Source organism: Streptomyces sp. NPDC021212, from assembly GCF_044332925.1.
In the GTDB taxonomy this organism is placed as follows: domain Bacteria; phylum Actinomycetota; class Actinomycetes; order Streptomycetales; family Streptomycetaceae; genus Streptomyces.
Genome location: NZ_JBIRPZ010000016.1, coordinates 76,070 through 94,025, shown reverse-complemented (window position 1 = coordinate 94,025; position 17,956 = coordinate 76,070). Strand labels below are relative to the sequence as shown.

Here is a 17,956-nt window from a genome sequence, read left to right as displayed (position 1 = left end):
GGCGGGGGTCCTCCCCGCCCCCGTCATCAAGCACGCGCCGCGTCCAGCGCCTCGTCCAGGATCCGCGACCACTGCCCCACCACCCGCTCCCGGCGGGCGCTGTCGTCCGTCAGCAGGTTGGCCAGGCCCAGGCCGCGGGCCATGTCGAGCAGGCCCTGCACCGCCTCCCGGACCCCCGGGGCCGTCTCGTCAGCGCCCAGCAGCTCCACCGCCATGCGGTGGGTCTCGCGGCCGATACGAGCCTCCAGGACGGTGACCCGGGCGCCCAACTGGGGTTCGTACGACGCGGCGACCCACAGCTGGAGCGCGGCCCGGAACAGCGGGCCGGTGTAGAGGTCGACCAGTTCGGTGACGACCGCACGCGTACGGGCCGTGCCCTCGCCCGTCGGGGCGAGGGCACGCAGCTCCGCCGAACGCTGCTCCGCGACCTGCTCGACCGCGGCCGTGAACAGGTCCTCCCGGGTCGGGAAGTGGTGCTGGGCCGCGCCCCGGGACACCCCGGCCCGCTCCGCGACCACCGACACCGTCGACCCCGCCCAGCCGTGCTCGGCGAGGCACGCCACGGCGGCCTCCAGCAGCCGCTGCCGGGTCGCGCGGCTGCGGTCCTGCTTGGGGTCACGCGGGGCCGTACGGGGCGACGTACCAGGGCTCACTGACCGACCCCCGCCCCGGCCCGCGTCACCCACGCCGGATCCCGCCGCTCCCGGAACGCCGTCATCCCCTCCCGCGCCTCCGCCGAGGCGAACAGCCGCGCCGACAGCTCCGCCAGCCCCTCCCCGTCCCGGTCGAACGCCCGCCGCACCTCGGCCGTCACCAGCCGCTTGGACTCCGCCAGGCCCTGCGGGGAGCCGCGCCGCAGTCCGTCCAGCACCGGGGCCAGCGCCCCGTCCGCGTCCCCCTCCGGGTCCGCCACCGTCACCAGGCCGATCCGGGCCGCCTCGGCGGCGTCGAACCGCTCCCCCGTGAGGTAGTAGCGGGCCGCCGCGCGGGCGTCCAGGCGGGGCAGCAGCGGCATCGAGATCACCGCGGGGGCCAGCCCGAGCCGCGCCTCGGTGAACGCGAAGCTCGCGCCCCGCCCCGCCGCCGAGATGTCGCACGCCCCGAGCAGTCCGAGACCACCGGCCCGCACATGCCCGGTGACCCGCGCGACCACCGGCTTGGGCAGCTCCACGATCGCGCGCAACAGCTCGACGAGACCCAGCGCGCCCGAAGCGGCCGGGGGTTCGCGCAGGTCCGCGCCCGCGCAGAACGTGTTGCCGGTGTGCGTCAGCAACACCGCCCGTACCTCCGGATCCGCCCCGGCCGCCGCCAGCCCGGCCCGCAACTCGGCGACCAGGCGGGCGGAGAGCGCGTTACGGTTGTGCGGCGAGTCGAGGGTCAGCGCCCGGATGCCATGGTCGTCGGACGTACGCACGAAAGGCGCGTCGGCATCAGCCTTGGCGTCGGTCATGGGGTGGTCGAACTCCTTTCCCTGGCGCGCAGTTCGCGCCGCAGGATCTTTCCGGCGGCCGAGCGCGGCACGCTGTCCGTGAACTCCACGCTGCGCACCTTCTTGTACGGGGCCACCTGACCGGCAACGTAACGGATCAGCTCCTCCTCCGAGATCCGGGCACCGGGCCCGCGCACCACGTACGCCTTCGGGATCTCGTTGCCGTCCCCGTCCGTCACCCCGATCACGGCGGCGTCGGCGACGGCCTCGTGCGCGATCAGCACGGCCTCCAGATCGGCCGGGGCGACCTGGTAGCCCTTGTACTTGATCAGCTCCTTCACCCGGTCCACCACGAACAGCCAGCCGTCCGAGTCCACATGGCCGATATCGCCCGTGTGCAGCCAGCCGTCCGCGTCGACCATGGCGGCAGTGTCGGCGGGCCGCCCCAGATAGCCCTTCATCACCTGCGGGCCCCGGATGAGGATCTCCCCGTCCTCCCCCGCCCCCACATCCCGGCCGTCCGCCATGCCGACGACGCGCATCTCGGTGCTCGGCAGCAGCTTCCCCACCGTCCCCGGCGGAACGCCCTCCGCCTCCCGGGGCACCAGATGGCAGCACGGTGACAGCTCCGTCATCCCGAACCCCTGCAGCAGCGGCGGTACGCCGAGCCGCCGCGCGCACGCCTCCGCCAGCCGCGCGTCCAGCGGCGCCGCCGCGCACAGCACGTACCGCACCGACGACAGGTCGTGTTCCGCCACCGCCGGGTGCTTGGCGAGCGCCAGCACGATCGGCGGCGCCACGTACAGCGCCTGCGCCTCGTACCGCTCGATCGCGGTCAGAAACTGGTCCAGATCGAAGCGCGGCAGCACGATCACCGTGGCACCGGCCCGCAGCGGGGCGTTCATGAGCGCCGTCATCCCGTACGCGTGGAAGAACGGCAGCACCGCGAGCACCCGTTCGCCCGGCCGCGCCGGGACCAGCGCCTCGACCTGCGCCAGATTGGTGGCGACGCTGCGGTGCGTCAGCATCACGCCCTTCGGACTGCCCGTCGTCCCCGACGAGTACGGCAGCACCGCCACGTCCTGCGCCGGGTCGATCTCCACCACCGGCTCCGGCGCCGTGCCCTCCAGCATGTCGCCCAGCGAACGATGTCCGCTCGCCTCGTCGCACACGAAGATCTCCCGCACCCCGCCCGCCTGCTCCGCCGCCTGCCGCGCCACCCCCAACAGCGGCGACACCGTCACGATCCACGTCGCCGCCGCGTCCCGCAGCTGCCGGGCGAACTCCCCGGCCGTGGCCAGCGCATGCACCGTCGTGACCGCCGCGCCGGTGCGCGTCACCCCGTAGAACGCCATCGGGAACATCAGCGAGTTGGGGCTGTGCAGCGCCACCACCTCGCCCTTGCGCACCCCCGCCGCCGCCAGCTCCGCGGCGATCCGGCGCGCGGCGTGGTCCAGCGCCGCGTAGCCGACGCTCTCCCCCGTCACCCCGTCGATCAGTGCCGTACGGTCCCCGAACTCCTTCGCCGCGCGGCCCAGCACCGCGTCGTGAATGGGCAGATCGATGGGCGGGACATCGGGTAACTCGCTGCGCAGCACCATGGCTGCTCCCCTCGGGTCGCTGTGCCTGCCAGTCGCGTTGCCTGTTGCCTTCCCGTCCGTACTGCCCGGGTCGCCCGATCAGTACGACTTGGGCAGCCCCAGCGTCTGGTGGGACACGAAGTTGAGGATCATCTCCCGGCTGACCGGCGCGATCCGCGCCACCCGCGCCGCCGTGATCAGCTTCGCCAGCCCGTACTCCTCCGTCAGGCCGTTCCCGCCCAGCGTGTGCACCGCCTGGTCGACCGCCTTCACGGCCGCCTCCCCGGCCGCGTACTTCGCCATGTTGGCCGCCTCCCCCGCGGCCGCGTCCTCCCCCGCGTCGTACAGATACGCCGCCTTCGCCATCATCAGCCGGGCCAGCTCCACCTCGATGTGCGCCTGGGCGAGGGGGTGCGCGATCGCCTGATGCGCGCCGATCGGCTCCTTCCACACCTGGCGGGTACGGGCGTAGTCCACCGCCTTCGCCAGCGCGTGCCGGCCCATCCCCAGTGCGAACGCCGCCGTCATGATGCGCTCCGGGTTCAGCCCCGCGAACAGCTGCGCCAGCCCCGCGTCCTCGTCCCCCACCAGCGCGTCCGCCGGCAGCCGTACGTCATCCAGCACGACCTCGAACTGCTTCTCGTTCGCGGCCAGCTCCATGGGGATGTGGTGGTACGAGAAGCCGGGGGTATCGCGCGGGACGATGAACAGACACGGCTTGAGCTTGCCGGTGCGGGCGTCCTCCATGCGGCCCACGATCAGGGTGGCGTCGGCGATGTCCACGCCCGAGATGAACACCTTGCGGCCGGTCAGCACCCAGTCCGTGCCGTCGCGGCGGGCCGTGGTGGTGATGCGGTGCGAGTTCGATCCGGCGTCCGGTTCCGTGATGCCGAACGCCATCGTCACGCTGCCGTCCGCCAGGCTCGGCAGCCAGCGGGACTTCTGCGCGTCCGTGCCGTACCGGGCGATCACCGTGCCGCAGATGGCGGGCGACACGACGAGCATGAGCAGCGGACAGCCCGCCGCGCCCAGCTCTTCCAGCACGATGGACAGCTCGGCTATGCCGCCCCCTCCGCCGCCGTACGCCTCCGGGAGGTTGACGCCGAGGTAGCCGAGCTTGCCCGCCGCGGCCCAGAGGTCGGGGGTGGCGGTGTCGCGGTTGTCCCTGCCGAAGGCCGCCACGGCGGTGCGGAGACCGGCCTGCTCGGGGGTGTCGATGGGGGTGTGCGCCTGGGTCATGTGCGGCTCCGTCCGGTGTGTACGGGGTTGCTTGGCGCGGTGCGGGGTTCGGGGTCGCTATGCGGGCTCCTCCGCCTCCGCCGCGACGACTGCGAGCAGCGCGCCGACCTCGACCTGACGGCCCTCGGCGGCGTGCAGCGCGGTGAGCACCCCGGCGGTGGGCGCGACGACACGGTGCTCCATCTTCATCGCCTCCAGCCACAGCAGCGGCTGCCCCGCCTGTACGGGGTCGCCCACGGCGACGTCGGCGAGCCGCACCACCGTGCCGGGCATGGGGGCCAGCAGGGAGCCCGGTTCGGTGCGGGCGGTGGGGTCGGGGAAGCGGGATCGGGGGGTGAGGGTGTACGAGCCGAGGGACGAGTCGACGTATATACGGTCGCCGTGGCGCGCAACGTCGAATTGCCGCCGGATGCCGTCCACTTCGAGGACGACCTGATCCGGGGTCGCCCGGAGCGGCCGGAGGTTGCCCTCCGCGACGATACCGTCGCGGGTGAGGCGGTAGCGGACCTCGTGCTCGGTGCCGTCCGGTGCGCGGTAGGTCTTGATCTGCGGCTGGGAGGGCACGTTCCGCCATCCGCCGAGGCGGCCCGCCACCGTCGCTGGCCGATCCGATGCGTCGGCCAGCGCGGCGGCGAGGGCGGCCGGAGCGATGCCGTCCGCGTCGGCCGTGGTGAGGTCATCGAGGTGGCGTTCCAGGAAGCCGGTGTCCATGCGTCCGGCCTCGAACTCCGGGTGCCGCAGGGCCCGTACCAGCAGGTCCCGGTTGGTGGCCGGGCCGTGGATCCGGGCCCGCTCCAGACCGTGGGCCAGCCGCCGCAGCGCCTCGGCGCGGGTGGGCGCCCAGGCGATGACCTTGGCCAGCAGGGGGTCGTAGTGGACGCCGATCAGATCGCCGTCCACGATGCCGGAGTCGACGCGCAGTCCGGGGAGGTCCAGCCGGTGCATCACGCCCGCCTGCGGCTGCCACCCCCGGCCCGGGTCCTCCGCGTACAGCCGCGCCTCGACCGCGTGGCCGCGCGGGGACGGGGGTTCGGGGTCCAGGGGCTGCCCCTCGGCCACCCGTAGCTGGAGGGCCACCAGGTCCAGCCCGTGCACCTCCTCCGTCACCGGGTGCTCGACCTGGAGGCGGGTGTTCATCTCCAGGAAGTACGCGCGCCCCGCCGACGAGACCAGGAACTCGACGGTGCCCGCGCCCTCGTACCCGATGGCGCGGGCCGCGTTCACCGCCGACTCCTCCAGCAGGCGGCGCAGTTCGTCGGCGAGCCCCGGGGCCGGGGCCTCCTCGATGACCTTCTGGTGGCGGCGCTGGAGGGAGCAGTCGCGGGTGCCGAGGGACCAGACGGTGCCGTGGGCGTCGGCCAGCACCTGCACCTCGACGTGGCGGGCGCCCTCCACGTACGGCTCGACGAACACCTCGCCGTCCCCGAAGGCGGATGCCGCCTCCGCGCGCGCGGAGGTCAGTTCGGCGGGGAGCGTGGGCGCCTCGCGGACGACGCGCATGCCGCGGCCGCCGCCGCCCGCCGCGGCCTTGATGAGGACGGGCAGGTCGGCGGGGGTGATCCGGTCGGGGTCGAGGGAGTCGAGGAGGGGGACGCCCGCGTCGCGCAGCAGCCGTTTGGCGCGGGTCTTGGAGGCCATGGCCTGCATCGCCGCGGGCGGCGGCCCGACCCACAACAGCCCGGCGTCGCGGACGGCCTGGGCGAATGCGGGGTCCTCGGAGAGGAAGCCGTAGCCGGGGTGAACGGCGTCGGCGCCCGCCGCCAGGGCGGCCTTGGTCAGCAGGTCGCCGCGCAGATACGTGTCGGCGGGGGCGTCACCCGGCAGCCGTACGGCGGTGTCGGCCTCCCGGACGTGCGGGGCGTCGGCGTCCGCGTCGGAGTGGACGGCCACCGTGACGATGCCGAGTTCGCGGCAGCTGCGGATGATGCGGCGGGCGATTTCGCCGCGGTTGGCGATGAGGAGGGATCGGATCACGGCGGTTTTTTCCTCACATCCGGAAGACGCCGAAGCCACCGCGCGCCCCCTCGACGGGCGCGGTGTGGAGGGCGGAGAGGCAGAGGCCGAGGACCGTGCGGGTGTCGCGCGGGTCGATGACGCCGTCGTCGTACAGCCGCCCGGAGAGGAACAGTGGCAGCGACTCGGACTCGATCTGCTGCTCGACCATGGCGCGCAGGGCGGCGTCGCCGTCCTCGTCGTACGGCTGTCCCTTGGCGGCGGCGGACTGGCGGGCGACGATCGACAGCACCCCGGCGAGCTGCTGCGGGCCCATGACGGCGGACTTGGCGCTCGGCCAGGCGAAGAGGAAACGCGGGTCGTAGGCGCGGCCGCACATGCCGTAGTGGCCGGCGCCGTACGAGGCGCCGATGAGGACGGAGAGGTGGGGGACGCGGGAGTTGGAGACCGCGTTGATCATCATGGCGCCGTGCTTGATGATCCCGCCCTGTTCGTAGGCGCGGCCGACCATGTAGCCGGTGGTGTTGTGGAGGAAGAGGAGGGGGATGTCGCGTTGGTTGGCGAGCTGGATGAACTGCGCGGCCTTCTGGGACTCCTCGCTGAACAGGACGCCTTGAGCGTTGGCGAGGATGCCGACGGGATAGCCGTGGAGGGTGGCCCAGCCGGTCGCGAGGCTCGTCCCGTACAGCGGCTTGAACTCGTCGAAGTCGGAGCCGTCGGCGATGCGGGCGATGACCTCGCGGGGGTCGAAGGGGACCTTGAGGTCGCCGGGGACGATGCCGAGCAGTTCCTCCGGGTCGTATGCGGGCGGTGCGGCGGGGGCCGGGTCGGGATGGGCCTTGCGCCAGTTGAGGCGGGCGACGACGCGTCGTGCCTGGTGGAGGGCGTCGGGCTCGTCGGTGGCGAAGTAGTCGGCGAGCCCGGAGGTGCGGGCGTGCATGTCGGCGCCGCCGAGCGATTCGTCGTCGCTCTCCTCGCCGGTGGCCATCTTGACCAGCGGCGGCCCGCCGAGGAAGACCTTGGACCGCTCCTTGACCATGATCACGTGGTCGGACATCCCCGGGATGTACGCGCCTCCGGCGGTGGAGTTGCCGAAGACGACGGCGATGGTGGGGATGCCCTCGGCGGACAGCCGCGTGAGGTCGCGGAACATGGCCCCGCCGGGGATGAAGATCTCCTTCTGGGAGGGGAGATCGGCGCCCCCGGACTCGACCAGGCTGACGACCGGGAGGCGGTTGATCCGGGCGATCTCATGCGCGCGCAGCGACTTCTTCAGCGTCCAGGGATTGCTGGCGCCGCCGCGCACGGTGGGGTCGTTGGCGCTGATCAGGCACTCGACGCCGGAGATCACACCGATGCCGGTGACGACGGAGGCGCCGACCGGGTGGTCACTCCCCCAGGCGGCGAGCGGGGACAGCTCCAGGAAGGGCGTATCGGGGTCCAGGAGGAGTTCGATGCGCTCCCGGACGAGGAGCTTGCCGCGCCCCCGGTGCCGCTCGACGTACTTCTCGCCGCCGCCCGCGAGGGCCTTGGCGTGTTCGGCCTCCAGTTCGGTGAGCTTGGCGAGCATCGCCTCGCGGTGGGCCGTGTAGTCGGCGCCTGCGGGGTCGAGCGCGGACGCGAGCACGGTCACAGCAATGCCTCCGGTATGTCGAGGTGGCGCGAGCGCAGCCATTCGCCGACGGCCTTGGCCTGCGGGTCGAAGCGGGCCTGCGCGGCGACGCCCTCGCCGAGCAGGCCGTCGACCGTGAAGTTGAGGGCGCGCAGGTGAGGGAGTTGGTGGCGGGTGACCGGCAGTCCGGCGGTCTCCGGGAGGAGTTCGCGGAGCCGGTCGGGGGTGAGGGTGTGGACCAGCCAGCGCCAGGCGTCGTCGGTGCGTACCCAGACGCCGATGTTGGCGCTGCCGCCCTTGTCGCCACTGCGGGCCCCGGCGACCAGGCCGAGGGGGGCGCGGCGGGTGGGGCCGCTGTCCAGGGGCGGGGGCAGTGGGGGTTCGTCGGCGGGCCGTAGTTCTTCGGCGTCCGGGGCCGGGGGGATCGCGGTCCGGGTGCCGTCCGCCAGCACGGCGATGTGCGGAACGTCGTCCCGGGGGACGTACGCCGCCTCGAACACCCCGTACGGGGTGGCCTTGCCCGGCGGGGCGGTGAGGTGGAAGCCGGGGATGCTGGCCAGGGCCAGCTCCACGGCCGCGCCGCTGACCGCTCGCCCGACGGTGTCGGGGTCGCGGTCGCGCACGACGAGCCGCAGCAGGGCGCTGGCCTCCTCCTGCACGTCCGCGTCGTGATGGTCGGTGCGGGCCAGCGTCCAGCGGACCTCGGCGGGGCGGCGTTTGGCGAGGGCGGTGTCCATCTGGTCGCGTACGCGGGCGGCCTTGGCGTTGATGTCGAGGCCGGTGAGGACGAACACCACCTCGTTGCGGTGGCCCCCCAGGCGCGTCAGCCCCGCCTTGAGCGTGGGCGGCGGCGCCTCACCCCGTACGCCGTGGATCCGCACCCGGTCGGGGCCGTCCTGGGTGAGCCGTACGGAGTCCAGGCGGGCCGTGACGTCCGGGCCGGGGTAGCGCGCGCCCGCCGTCTCGTACAGCAGCTGGGCCGTGACCGTGCCGACGGTGACGGCGCCGCCGGTGCCGGGGTGCTTGGTGATGACGGCCGAGCCGTCCGGGTGGATCTCGGCGAGGGGGAAGCCGAGGTGGCGAAGGTCGCTGATTTCGGTGAAGAACGCGTAGTTGCCGCCGGTCGCCTGCGTCCCGCACTCCAGCACGTGCCCGGCGACCACGGCCCCGGCCAGCGGGTCCCACGCGTCCGCCGCCCACCCGAAGTGCGCGGCGGCGGGCCCGGTGACGAGCGCGGCGTCGGTGACCCGCCCGGTGACCACGACGTCCGCCCCGCCGCGCAGGCATTCCGCGATCCCGCCGCCCCCGAGGTAGGCGTTGGCGCTCACCACCCCGGGCCCCCAGTCCCGCGCACCGAGCAGATCGTCGCCCTCCACGTGCGCGACGCGCACCGGTAACCCGAGCCGCTCCGCGAGCGCACGGACGGCGTCGGCCAGCCCGGCCGGGTTCAGCCCGCCCGCATTGGTGACGATCCGCACCCCGCGCTCGACGGCGAGCCCGAGGGTATCCTCCAACTGCCGGAGGAAGGTGGTGGCGTAGCTCCGGGTGGGGTCCTTGGCCCGGTCCCGGCCGAGGATGAGCATGGTCAGCTCGGCGAGGTAGTCCCCGGTGAGGACGTCGAGCGGCCCGTCGGTCAGCATCTCGCGCAGGGCGTCGAAGCGGTCGCCGTAGAAGCCGGAGGCGTTGCCGATGCGGAGGGGCTCCGGCGCGGGCGTGGTGCCGGTGCTCATGCGGCACCCCCGCCAGGTGTGGTGCCCCCACCGGGTGCGTCCCCCCTGACCGGCGCGGCCTCCCCCGCGTACGCAGCCCCACCGGGCCGCTCGCCTCCGCCGGGCTCAGCCCCCTCGGTCGGGCCGGTTTTCCCGCCCGGCGCGGTGCCCCCGTCCGGCTCGGCGCCGCCACCCGGCGTGGCGCCTCCGGGGAGGGCGGCGTCGCGGGTGTGGCCCGGGGAGGTGGCGCCGGCGTCCGGCGGAGACGTGGCGCCTCCGGTCGCGGCCGCCGCATCGCCCTGAAGTGGGCGGTCCGGGCGCGGCCCGCCCGGTTGCCGCCCCTTGCCCGGCGGTCCGGCGAAGGCTTGGGCGATGTCCAGCCAGTGGTCCGCGTCCGGCCCCTCCGCCCGTACGGCCAGGTCGTCGCGGTGGGCGCGCTGTGTGGCCAGGAGGCAGAAGTCGAGCGCGGGGCCGGTGACGCGCTGGGGCGCGTCCTCGGGGCCGTACGTCCAGATCTCGCCGTTCGGGGCGGTGAGTTCGACGCGGAACTCCTCGGCGGGCGGCGCCAGGCCGCGCGCCGCGTACGCGTAGCCCCGCGCCCGTACGCCGATGCGGGCCACATGCCGCAGGCGGGCGGTGGGGGTACGGCGCACACCCAGCGCGTCGGCGACGTCCTGGCCGTGCGCCCACGTCTCCATCAGCCGGGCCGTCACCATCGACAGGACGCTCATCGGCGGCCCGTACCACGGGAGCCGGGCGCCAGGCGGCTGCGCGGCGAACACCCGCGCCAGCCGCTCCCGCCCCTCCCGCCACCGCCGCAGCAGCACGGCGGGCGGGTCGGCCACGCCGCGTTCCGCGCCCTCGTCCACGAAACGATCCGGCGCGGCAAAAGCCTTCCGCACCTCGTCGGCGAACCCCTCGGGGTCCTCGGCCGCCTGCACCGCCCGCGCGTCGGTCCAGGCGAGGTGGGCGATCTGGTGGGCGATGGTCCACCCGGCCGCGGGCGTCGGCGCGTCCCACGCCGCGTCCCCGAGCCCGGCCACCAGACCGTCCAACTCCTCGCCCTCGGCGCGCAGATCGCCGAGCAGAGCTTCCGTATCGGACACGCGGGACTCCCGTTGTCGTGCGGGCGTGCGGGTGTGTGCGGAGCGTTGGGAGTGAGCGTGGCAGCGCCGCGAGAAACAATCAAGCGTGCTTGCATGGTTTTTGACCCCGGCAGACCGAGGGCGGCCGGGCCGGGGTCAGCCGGCCGTCGTCGGCCGCAGTGCGTCCATGACGAGGTCGATCAGCCGTCCGGTCTGCTCGGGGGCGCTGTCGACGGTCCCGGCGGCGAGGAAGATCCCCATCAGCATCAGGACGGCATCCTCCGGTTCGACGTCGCCGCGGAGCGATCCGGCTTCGGCTCCGGCGGCGAGGAGCGTGGCGACGGCGGCGGTGATGCGTTCCCGGGTGGCCGGTGTGGCGATCCGCCCCGAGGCCCAGCCGGCCCGGAGCGTGTCGAGCATGCCGCGCTTCGTCGCGACGAACGCGGCGTAGCGCTCGATCCACGCCCGGAGCGCCGCGTCCGGCGGAAGCTCCTGGAGCAGGGCGGGGACGCTGCCGGTGACGTCGTCGAGTTCGGCGGCGTACACGGCCTCCACCAGGTCTTCGCGGGCCGGGAAGTGGCGGTACAGCGTGCCGATGCCGACACCGGCCTCGCGGGCGACTCCTTCGAGCGAGACGGTGCCGTCGGCGGCCGCGAACGCCGCCCGGGCGACCCGGACGAGTTTTTCGCGGTTGCGCAGCGCGTCGGCACGGGGTGCGCGGGGGGCGCGGGCGCCACGCGGCTTCCCCTCGGGGGCGGCCCCTGCGGGATCGTCGGAATCCAAAGCGGAGGCACCTCCGGTATCAGTGCTACAGTCGATGAAGCGGAGGTTCCTCCGCTTCCTTCATCGTCTCATGAGGACGGCATCCCCATGGCCATGAACGGCACTCCCTCCCCCCAGCTCACGGCCACCGGCGCCCCGCGCGCCGGAGGGGCCGGAACGCTCGCAGGCCACACGGTCTCCCGCATCGGGTACGGCGCGATGCAGCTCGCGCGCCTGCACGCCGACCGCGACGCCGCGATCGCGGTCCTGCGCCGCGCGATCGAGCTCGGCGTCGACCACGTCGACACCGCCCAGTTCTACGGCAACGGGTTCGTCAACGAGGTCATCCGCGACGCCGTACGCCCCGGGGACGGCGTCGTGGTCGTCAGCAAGGTCGGTGCCGATCCCGATCCGGGCGGCACCCCTCCGCTGCGTTTCGCCCAGCGGCCCGAGGAGCTGCGGGCGAGCGTCGAGGACAACCTCGTATCCCTCGGCCTCGACCGGATACCCGTGGTGAACCTGCGCCGCCCGGACGCCGGTCCGGGCATCCGGGCCGAGGGCGACCAGGTGGTCGACCTCGACGATCAGCTCGCGGTGATGACCGCCCTGCGGGACGAGGGCAAGATCGGCGCGATCGGCCTGAGCGCCGTCACCCCGGAGGGGCTGCGCCGGGCCCTTCCCGCCGGTATCGCCTGCGTCCAGAACGCCTACAGCCTGGTGTCGCGCGACGACGAGGAGATGCTGCGGCTCTGCGCGGCCGAGGGCATCGCCTGGGTGCCGTTCTTCCCCCTCGGCGGCGCCTTCCCCGGCCTGCCCAAGGTGAGCGACGCCCCGGCCGTCACCGCCGCCGCGCGGTCCCTCGGCCGCACCCCCGCACAGATCGGCCTCGCCTGGCTGCTCCACCACGCGCCGAACACGCTGCTCATCCCCGGCACCGCGGACGCCGGCCACCTGGAGGCGAACATCGCCGCCGGAACGGTCGAGTTCGACGACGCCACACTGGCCGCGCTGGACGCCGTCGAGTCACGGTCCAACGACATCGCCCTCGGCTGAGCCCGCCCCCTCGGGTGTCGCGGATCAGGGCAGGCGCTCCGCCAGGACCTCGGCCAGGTGACGGGCCGGGCGGCCGCCGGCGAGCTGGTCCAGTTGCGTACGGCAGGAGAAACCGTCCGCCAGGACCTCGGCCGAGGCGGCCGCCGACCGTACGGACGGCAGGAGCTGTTCCTCTGCGCAGGCCACCGAGACGTCGTAATGGCCCGCCTCGAAGCCGAAGTTGCCCGCCAAGCCGCAGCAGCCGCCGCTCAGCTCGCCGGTCAGGCCCGCGCGTTCGCGGAGGCGGCGGTCGGCGGCGTCGCCGAGGACGGCGTGCTGGTGGCAGTGGGTCTGGCCGACGACCGGGCGGTCGACCTTCGGGGGCTGCCAGTCGGGGGCGAACTCCTCCAGGGTCCCGGCGAACGTCCGCACGGAGTCGGCCAGGCGGGCGGCGCGAGGGTCGTCGGTGCCGAGGAGTTCGGGCAGGTCGGTGCGGAGGGCGGCCGTGCAGCTGGGTTCGAGGCCGACGACGGGCAGACCGGCGTCCAGGGCCGGGGCCATGACGTCCAGGGTGCGCCGCATGACCGCGCGGGCGCGGTCGAGTTGGCCGGTCGAGACCCAGGTCAGGCCGCAGCAGACGGGCTTGGGGGGTACGACGACCCGTAGTCCGGCCGACTCCAGCACGCGCACCGCTGCCTGGCCGACGGAGGGCGAGAGGTAGTTGGTGAAGGTGTCCGGCCACAACACCACGGTCCGGGCCGACCCCGGGGAACGGGGCACACTGCGCGCGTGGTCGCGCCACCACCTCGTGAACGGCTCGCGGGCCAGCTCCGGGATCTCGCGCTGGGGGGCGATGCCGCCCGCGCGCTTCGCCAGGGCGGATAGCGGCGCCACGCCTGCCAGAGCGTTGGCCGCCGGGGCTGCCCTCAGGGTGGCCGCCGCCCGGAGCCATACCGGGAGCCAGCCCATCGAGTAGTGGGCGGCCGGGCGCACCCGGCCCTCGTAGTGGTGGTGCAGGAACTCCGCCTTGTACGTGGCCATGTCCACCCCGACCGGGCAGTCGCTGCGGCAGCCCTTGCAGGACAGGCACAGGTCGAGCGCGTCCCGTACCTCCTCCGAGCGCCAGCCGTCGCGCACGACCTCGCCCGCGAGCATCTCGTGCAGCAGCCGGGCGCGGCCGCGGGTGGAGTGCTGTTCCTCGCCGGTCGCGCGGTACGAGGGGCACATCACGCTCGCGCCGGACACCGACTCGTTGCGGCACTTGGCGACGCCGACGCAGCGCCGTACGGCGGCCGAGAAGTCGCCGCCGTCGTGGGGGTAGCCGAACTCGACGTCCACCGGGCGCCGCGGCAGGACGTCGAAGCGCAGGTCCTGGTCGAGGCGGCGGGGGCGGGCGAGTACGCCGGGGTTGAGGCCGCCCGCGGGGTCCCACAGGTCCTTGAAGCGCCCGAAGAGCCCGACCATCTCGTCCCCGTACATGCGGGGCAGCAGCTCGGCGCGGGCGAGGCCGTCGCCGTGTTCACCGGAGAGCGAGCCGCCGTGGGCGACGACGAGGTCGGCGAGGTCGGTGGAGAAGTCGCGGAAGACCCGCACCCCGGCCTCGCGCATCAGGTCGAAGTCGATGCGGACGTGGATGCAGCCGTCGCCGAAGTGCCCGTACGGGGTGCCGCGCAGCCCGTGCTGGGTGAGCAGGGCGCGGAAGTCGCGGAGGTAGGCGCCGAGCCGGGCGGGCGGGACCGCGCAGTCCTCCCAGCCGGGCCACGCCTCGCTGTCGTCCGCCCTACCCGGAATACGCAGTCGGGTGGCGGTGCCTGAGGCGTCCTCGCGGACCCGCCACAGCGCGCGCTGCCCGGCCGGGTCGGCGACCACGGTGTGGTCGGTGGTGGCGTGCGCGGCGACGCGCGCTATCTCCTCCGCGCGGGCGTACGCTTCCTCGCGCCCCGCGCCGCCGACCTCCACGAACAGCCAGGCACCGCCCTTGGGCAGCCCCGACGCGCCCGCGACCAGGTCGGCGGCCATGCCCTCGACGGTGAGCGGCCCGTACGGCAGCAGGGTGTGCGCGGCCTCGGCCGCCGCCGACTCGTCGGGGTAGCCGAGCACGGCGAGGGCGCGGGCGGCGGGCGCCTCGACGAGCCGTACGGTCGCCTCGGTGAGCACGCCGAGCGTGCCCTCGCTGCCGGTGAGGGCGCGGGCGACATCGGCGTTCTTCTCGGGCAGCAGCTCGTCCAGGGCGTAGCCGGAGATGCGGCGGGGCAGCTCGGGGAAGCCGGTGCGCAGCAGCGCCAGATGCTCACCGGCGAGGGAGCGCATGCCGTCGCGGAGCCGGGCGGGGAGCGTGTCGAGCCCCTGGGCGGCGCGGACCCGCTCCCCGCCGTACGTCAGGACGTCCAGCTCCCGGACGTTGTCGGCGGTGGTGCCCCAGGCCACCGAGTGCGAGCCGCACGAGTTGTTGCCGATCATGCCGCCGAGGGTGCAGCGGCTGTGGGTGGACGGGTCGGGGCCGAAGGTGAGGCCGTGCGCGCCCGCGGCGGTCCGCAGCTCGTCCAGGATGACACCGGGCTGGACGACGGCGGTGCGCCGCTCCGGGTCCAGGGACAGGATGGACCGCATGTGGCGGGTGAAGTCGAGGACGACCCCGAGCCCGGTGGCCTGCCCGGCGATGGAGGTCCCCGCCCCGCGTGCCACCACCGGCACCCCGCGCTCCCGGCAGACGGCGAGCGCCGCCGCCACGTCGTCCGCGTCGCGCGGTGCGACGACACCGGCCGGCACGCGCCGGTAGTTCGACGCGTCCATGGTCATCAGGGCCCGGCTCGCCGCGTCGAAGGAGACGTCCCCACGGACGGCTCGGCGCAGCGCCTGCTCCAGTTCGTCTGCCTCGTGCTCGTCTGCCTCGTGCTCAGCCATGTTCCCCATCGTCCACGCGGAGGGTCCCTATGGATACGTGCACACTGTGCCGCAACGGCGTGATCATGGACCACTGTGCACGGGAGGCGCCAGGGTGCCGGTGTCAAGCGGGGGAAAGCGGGGGACGAACAAGGTCAACACGAGCACGCGATCCGTCCCCTTCCGTGGACGGGTCGTCTCAGCGAATGGACCCCCGGCTGAATGCCGGGTTGGGACGGATTAGGCTGCGGGCGTGGCTGAGATCCGGATCCCCGAAGACATCAAGCCCGCCGACGGTCGCTTCGGCGCAGGCCCCTCCAAGGTACGCACCGAGGCGCTCGACGCCCTCGCCGCGACGGGCAGCTCCCTGCTCGGCACGTCCCACCGGCAGGCCCCGGTCAAGAACCTGGTCGGCAAGGTGCGCGACGGCGTGCGCGAACTGTTCCAGCTCCCCGAGGGCTACGAGGTCGTCCTCGGCAACGGCGGCTCCACCGCCTTCTGGGACGTGGCGACGCACGGCCTGATCGACAACAAGTCCCAGCACCTGACCTTCGGCGAGTTCTCGTCGAAGTTCGCGAAGGCGGCCAAGCTCGCCCCGTGGCTGGACGAGCCGACCGTGATCTCCTCCGACCCCGGCACCCACCCGGAGCCGAGGGCCGAGGCGGGCACGGACGTCTACGCCTTCACCCACAACGAGACCTCGACCGGTGTCGCGATGCCCATCCAGCGGGTGGCCGGGGCCGACGAGGGGTCGCTGGTGCTGGTGGACGCCACGTCCGGCGCGGGCGGTCTGCCCGTGGACATCGCCGAGACGGACGTCTACTACTTCGCGCCGCAGAAGTCCTTCGCCTCGGACGGCGGGCTGTGGATCGGGGTCTTCTCCCCCGCCGCGCTGGAGCGTGCCGCCCGGATCCACGGGTCCGGCCGTCATGTGCCGGAGTTCTTCTCGCTGCCGACCGCGATCGACAACTCGCGGAAGAACCAGACGTACAACACGCCGGCCATCGCGACGCTCTTCCTGCTCAACGACCAGCTGGAGTGGATCAACGGGCAGGGCGGCCTGGACTGGGCCGTGCGGCGCACCGCCACCTCCTCGCGCACGCTGTACGGCTGGGCCGAGGGGTCCAAGTTCGCCACCCCGTTCGTCACCGACCCGGCCAAGCGGTCGCAGGTCATCGGCACGATCGACTTCGACGAGGAGATCGACGCCGCCGCGATCGCCAAGGTGCTGCGTGCCAACGGGATCGTGGACACCGACCCGTACCGGAAGCTGGGCCGCAACCAGCTGCGGGTGGCGATGTTCCCGGCCGTCGACCCGGCCGACGTCGAGGCGCTGACCGCCTGCGTGGACTACGTCATCGAGCACCTGTGAGGCGTGCGGTCTGACGAAGCGTTACGGGCCCGGGGCGTTCGCGCTCCGGGCCCGCTTCGTACGGCCCCCTGGAGGGCTACGGCCCCTACGAGGGCTTACGGCGGACCAGCCGCCGCAGCCCCAGGAACAGCACCATCGCGGCACCGAAGGTGAGCGCGCCCTTCAGCAGGTTGCCGTTCTTCTCGTCCTCGGAACTCTGCCGCTTGCCGTCGGGGCGCGAGGAGTACTCCCCGTCCTTCTTCTGCTTCTTCGCGGTCGCGTCCGGCAGCAGCTCCCCGCCCAGGTCCACCGCGGTGACCTTGCTGCCCGGACCCTCCGTGCCGTACATGAGCGTGCCGCCGTCCGGGGTAAACGTCACCGACTCGCCCTGGCGCTGGATCGGCAGCCCCGGCTCGTCCTTCAGCTCCTTCAGGTTCTGCGGCTTGCCGTTCCGCCAGCGGTACTCGGAGGCCGCGAAGTAGCCGCGGAGCACCAGCCGGCTGCCGTCCGGGGCGAAGGCGCCGTCGGTGACCTCCATGTCGAGGTCGGCGACCCGGCGGAAGACGTTGGTGCCCTGGGGGGAGAGCGTGGCGGGCGCCTCGTACAGCCCGGGGTCCTCGTCGCTCTTGCTGGTGATGTAGACCCGGCCGGTCTTCGGGTGGACCATCATCGCCTCGGCGTTGCGCGGCCCGCCCTGGTACTGCACGGTGAACTGGGTGGCGGTGACCGTGGCGTCCTTGAGGACCTTGGGCTCGGGGAAGCGGTAGATCCACACGTGGGGCCAGGTGCCGCCGAGGTTGTCGCCGATGTCGCCGACGTACACATTGCCGTCGGGGCCTATCGAGATCGCCTCCACGTCCCGGGGTTTACCTATGCCGCGCAGGGTGATCCGGGCGACCGTCTTTCCGGTCCTGCTGTCGACGGCGTAGACGTACGCCCCGTCCGAGCTGTCGTTGTGCGTCCAGTAGATCCCGGGGTGGGCCCGGCTCGCGGCGAGCCCGCTGGACTCGGTGATGCGGGGGTCCTCGATCGTGAACGAGGACGGGGACGAGTCGTCGGCCACCGCGGGAGCGGGGGTGGTGACGGGCAGAGCCACCAGTACGGCGGCACCGAGGACGTACGGAAGCGGACGCATGGGCCCAAGCCTGCCATCCCGGCGGGGCACGGACGTCGCGTTACGGCCGCCGGGGGCGCGTTGGACGTGGCCCACCGCCCGCCATGAATTACAGACGGGCGACCGGGGGTTCTCAATAACCCGCAGATTATTTGAATCCATCCGGGGATTATGTACGACGGAAATTTATCGGGCATTGACGGCAAA

12 protein-coding genes and 1 pseudogene are annotated in these 17,956 nt (G+C 73.5%); 2 read left to right on the top strand and 11 right to left on the bottom strand.

Going from position 1 to position 17,956, the window contains the following annotated elements; genetic code table 11:
• Positions 1-26 precede the first annotated feature (26 nt).
• The 9 genes and pseudogenes from ACH4SI_RS34690 to ACH4SI_RS34650 form a co-directional block, all read right to left on the bottom strand.
• Entirely contained in the window at positions 27-653 is a 627-nt protein-coding gene (locus ACH4SI_RS34690) for a TetR/AcrR family transcriptional regulator (protein WP_398302865.1), read from the bottom strand.
• Positions 650-1,450, bottom strand: a complete 801-nt coding sequence (locus ACH4SI_RS34685; protein WP_398302863.1) for an enoyl-CoA hydratase family protein — start codon at positions 1,448-1,450, stop codon at positions 650-652. Before ACH4SI_RS34685 ends, ACH4SI_RS34690 begins: the two co-directional genes overlap by 4 nt.
• Positions 1,447-3,030, bottom strand: a complete 1,584-nt coding sequence (locus ACH4SI_RS34680; protein WP_398302861.1) for an AMP-binding protein — start codon at positions 3,028-3,030, stop codon at positions 1,447-1,449. Before ACH4SI_RS34680 ends, ACH4SI_RS34685 begins: the two co-directional genes overlap by 4 nt.
• Positions 3,031-3,108: 78 nt before the next feature.
• Entirely contained in the window at positions 3,109-4,248 is a 1,140-nt protein-coding gene (locus tag ACH4SI_RS34675; RefSeq protein WP_398302859.1) for an acyl-CoA dehydrogenase family protein, read from the bottom strand.
• A gap of 57 nt (positions 4,249-4,305) precedes the next feature.
• Positions 4,306-6,222, bottom strand: coding sequence for a biotin carboxylase N-terminal domain-containing protein (locus ACH4SI_RS34670; RefSeq protein WP_398302857.1), 1,917 nt, complete (start codon positions 6,220-6,222; stop codon positions 4,306-4,308).
• Between the two features lie 13 nt (positions 6,223-6,235).
• The gene (locus ACH4SI_RS34665) at positions 6,236-7,834 is read right to left on the bottom strand and encodes an acyl-CoA carboxylase subunit beta (RefSeq protein ID WP_398302855.1); all 1,599 of its coding nucleotides are present in this window, start codon (positions 7,832-7,834) and stop codon (positions 6,236-6,238) included.
• Positions 7,831-9,543 (bottom strand): acyclic terpene utilization AtuA family protein, encoded by a 1,713-nt coding sequence (locus ACH4SI_RS34660; protein WP_398302853.1) that lies wholly within the window; start codon positions 9,541-9,543, stop codon positions 7,831-7,833. Before ACH4SI_RS34660 ends, ACH4SI_RS34665 begins: the two co-directional genes overlap by 4 nt.
• 302 nt (positions 9,544-9,845) lie before the next feature.
• Positions 9,846-10,628, bottom strand: a pseudogene (locus tag ACH4SI_RS34655) (TIGR03084 family metal-binding protein); the annotation flags it as partial.
• Positions 10,629-10,763: 135 nt separating this feature from the next.
• Positions 10,764-11,390 (bottom strand): TetR/AcrR family transcriptional regulator, encoded by a 627-nt coding sequence (locus tag ACH4SI_RS34650; protein ID WP_398302851.1) that lies wholly within the window; start codon positions 11,388-11,390, stop codon positions 10,764-10,766.
• A gap of 87 nt (positions 11,391-11,477) precedes the next feature.
• On the opposite strand from ACH4SI_RS34650, the gene ACH4SI_RS34645 reads away from it, so the two are divergent.
• Complete coding sequence (locus ACH4SI_RS34645) at positions 11,478-12,422, top strand: aldo/keto reductase (protein ID WP_398302849.1); 945 nt, start codon at positions 11,478-11,480, stop codon at positions 12,420-12,422.
• A 24-nt stretch (positions 12,423-12,446) separates the two neighbouring features.
• Here ACH4SI_RS34645 and ACH4SI_RS34640 read toward each other — a convergent pair whose 3' ends face one another.
• Positions 12,447-15,314 carry an FAD-binding and (Fe-S)-binding domain-containing protein gene (locus ACH4SI_RS34640; protein WP_398302847.1) on the bottom strand — a complete coding sequence of 956 codons (2,868 nt, stop codon included), beginning with the start codon at positions 15,312-15,314 and terminating at the stop codon, positions 12,447-12,449.
• Between the two features lie 223 nt (positions 15,315-15,537).
• Here ACH4SI_RS34640 and serC point away from each other — a divergent pair, with 223 nt between their 5' ends.
• Positions 15,538-16,656, top strand: a complete 1,119-nt coding sequence (serC, locus tag ACH4SI_RS34635; RefSeq protein ID WP_398302845.1) for a phosphoserine transaminase — start codon at positions 15,538-15,540, stop codon at positions 16,654-16,656.
• An 85-nt stretch (positions 16,657-16,741) separates the two neighbouring features.
• Here serC and ACH4SI_RS34630 read toward each other — a convergent pair whose 3' ends face one another.
• Entirely contained in the window at positions 16,742-17,770 is a 1,029-nt protein-coding gene (locus ACH4SI_RS34630) for a hypothetical protein (protein WP_398302843.1), read from the bottom strand.
• Between the last annotated feature and the right edge of the window lie 186 nt (positions 17,771-17,956).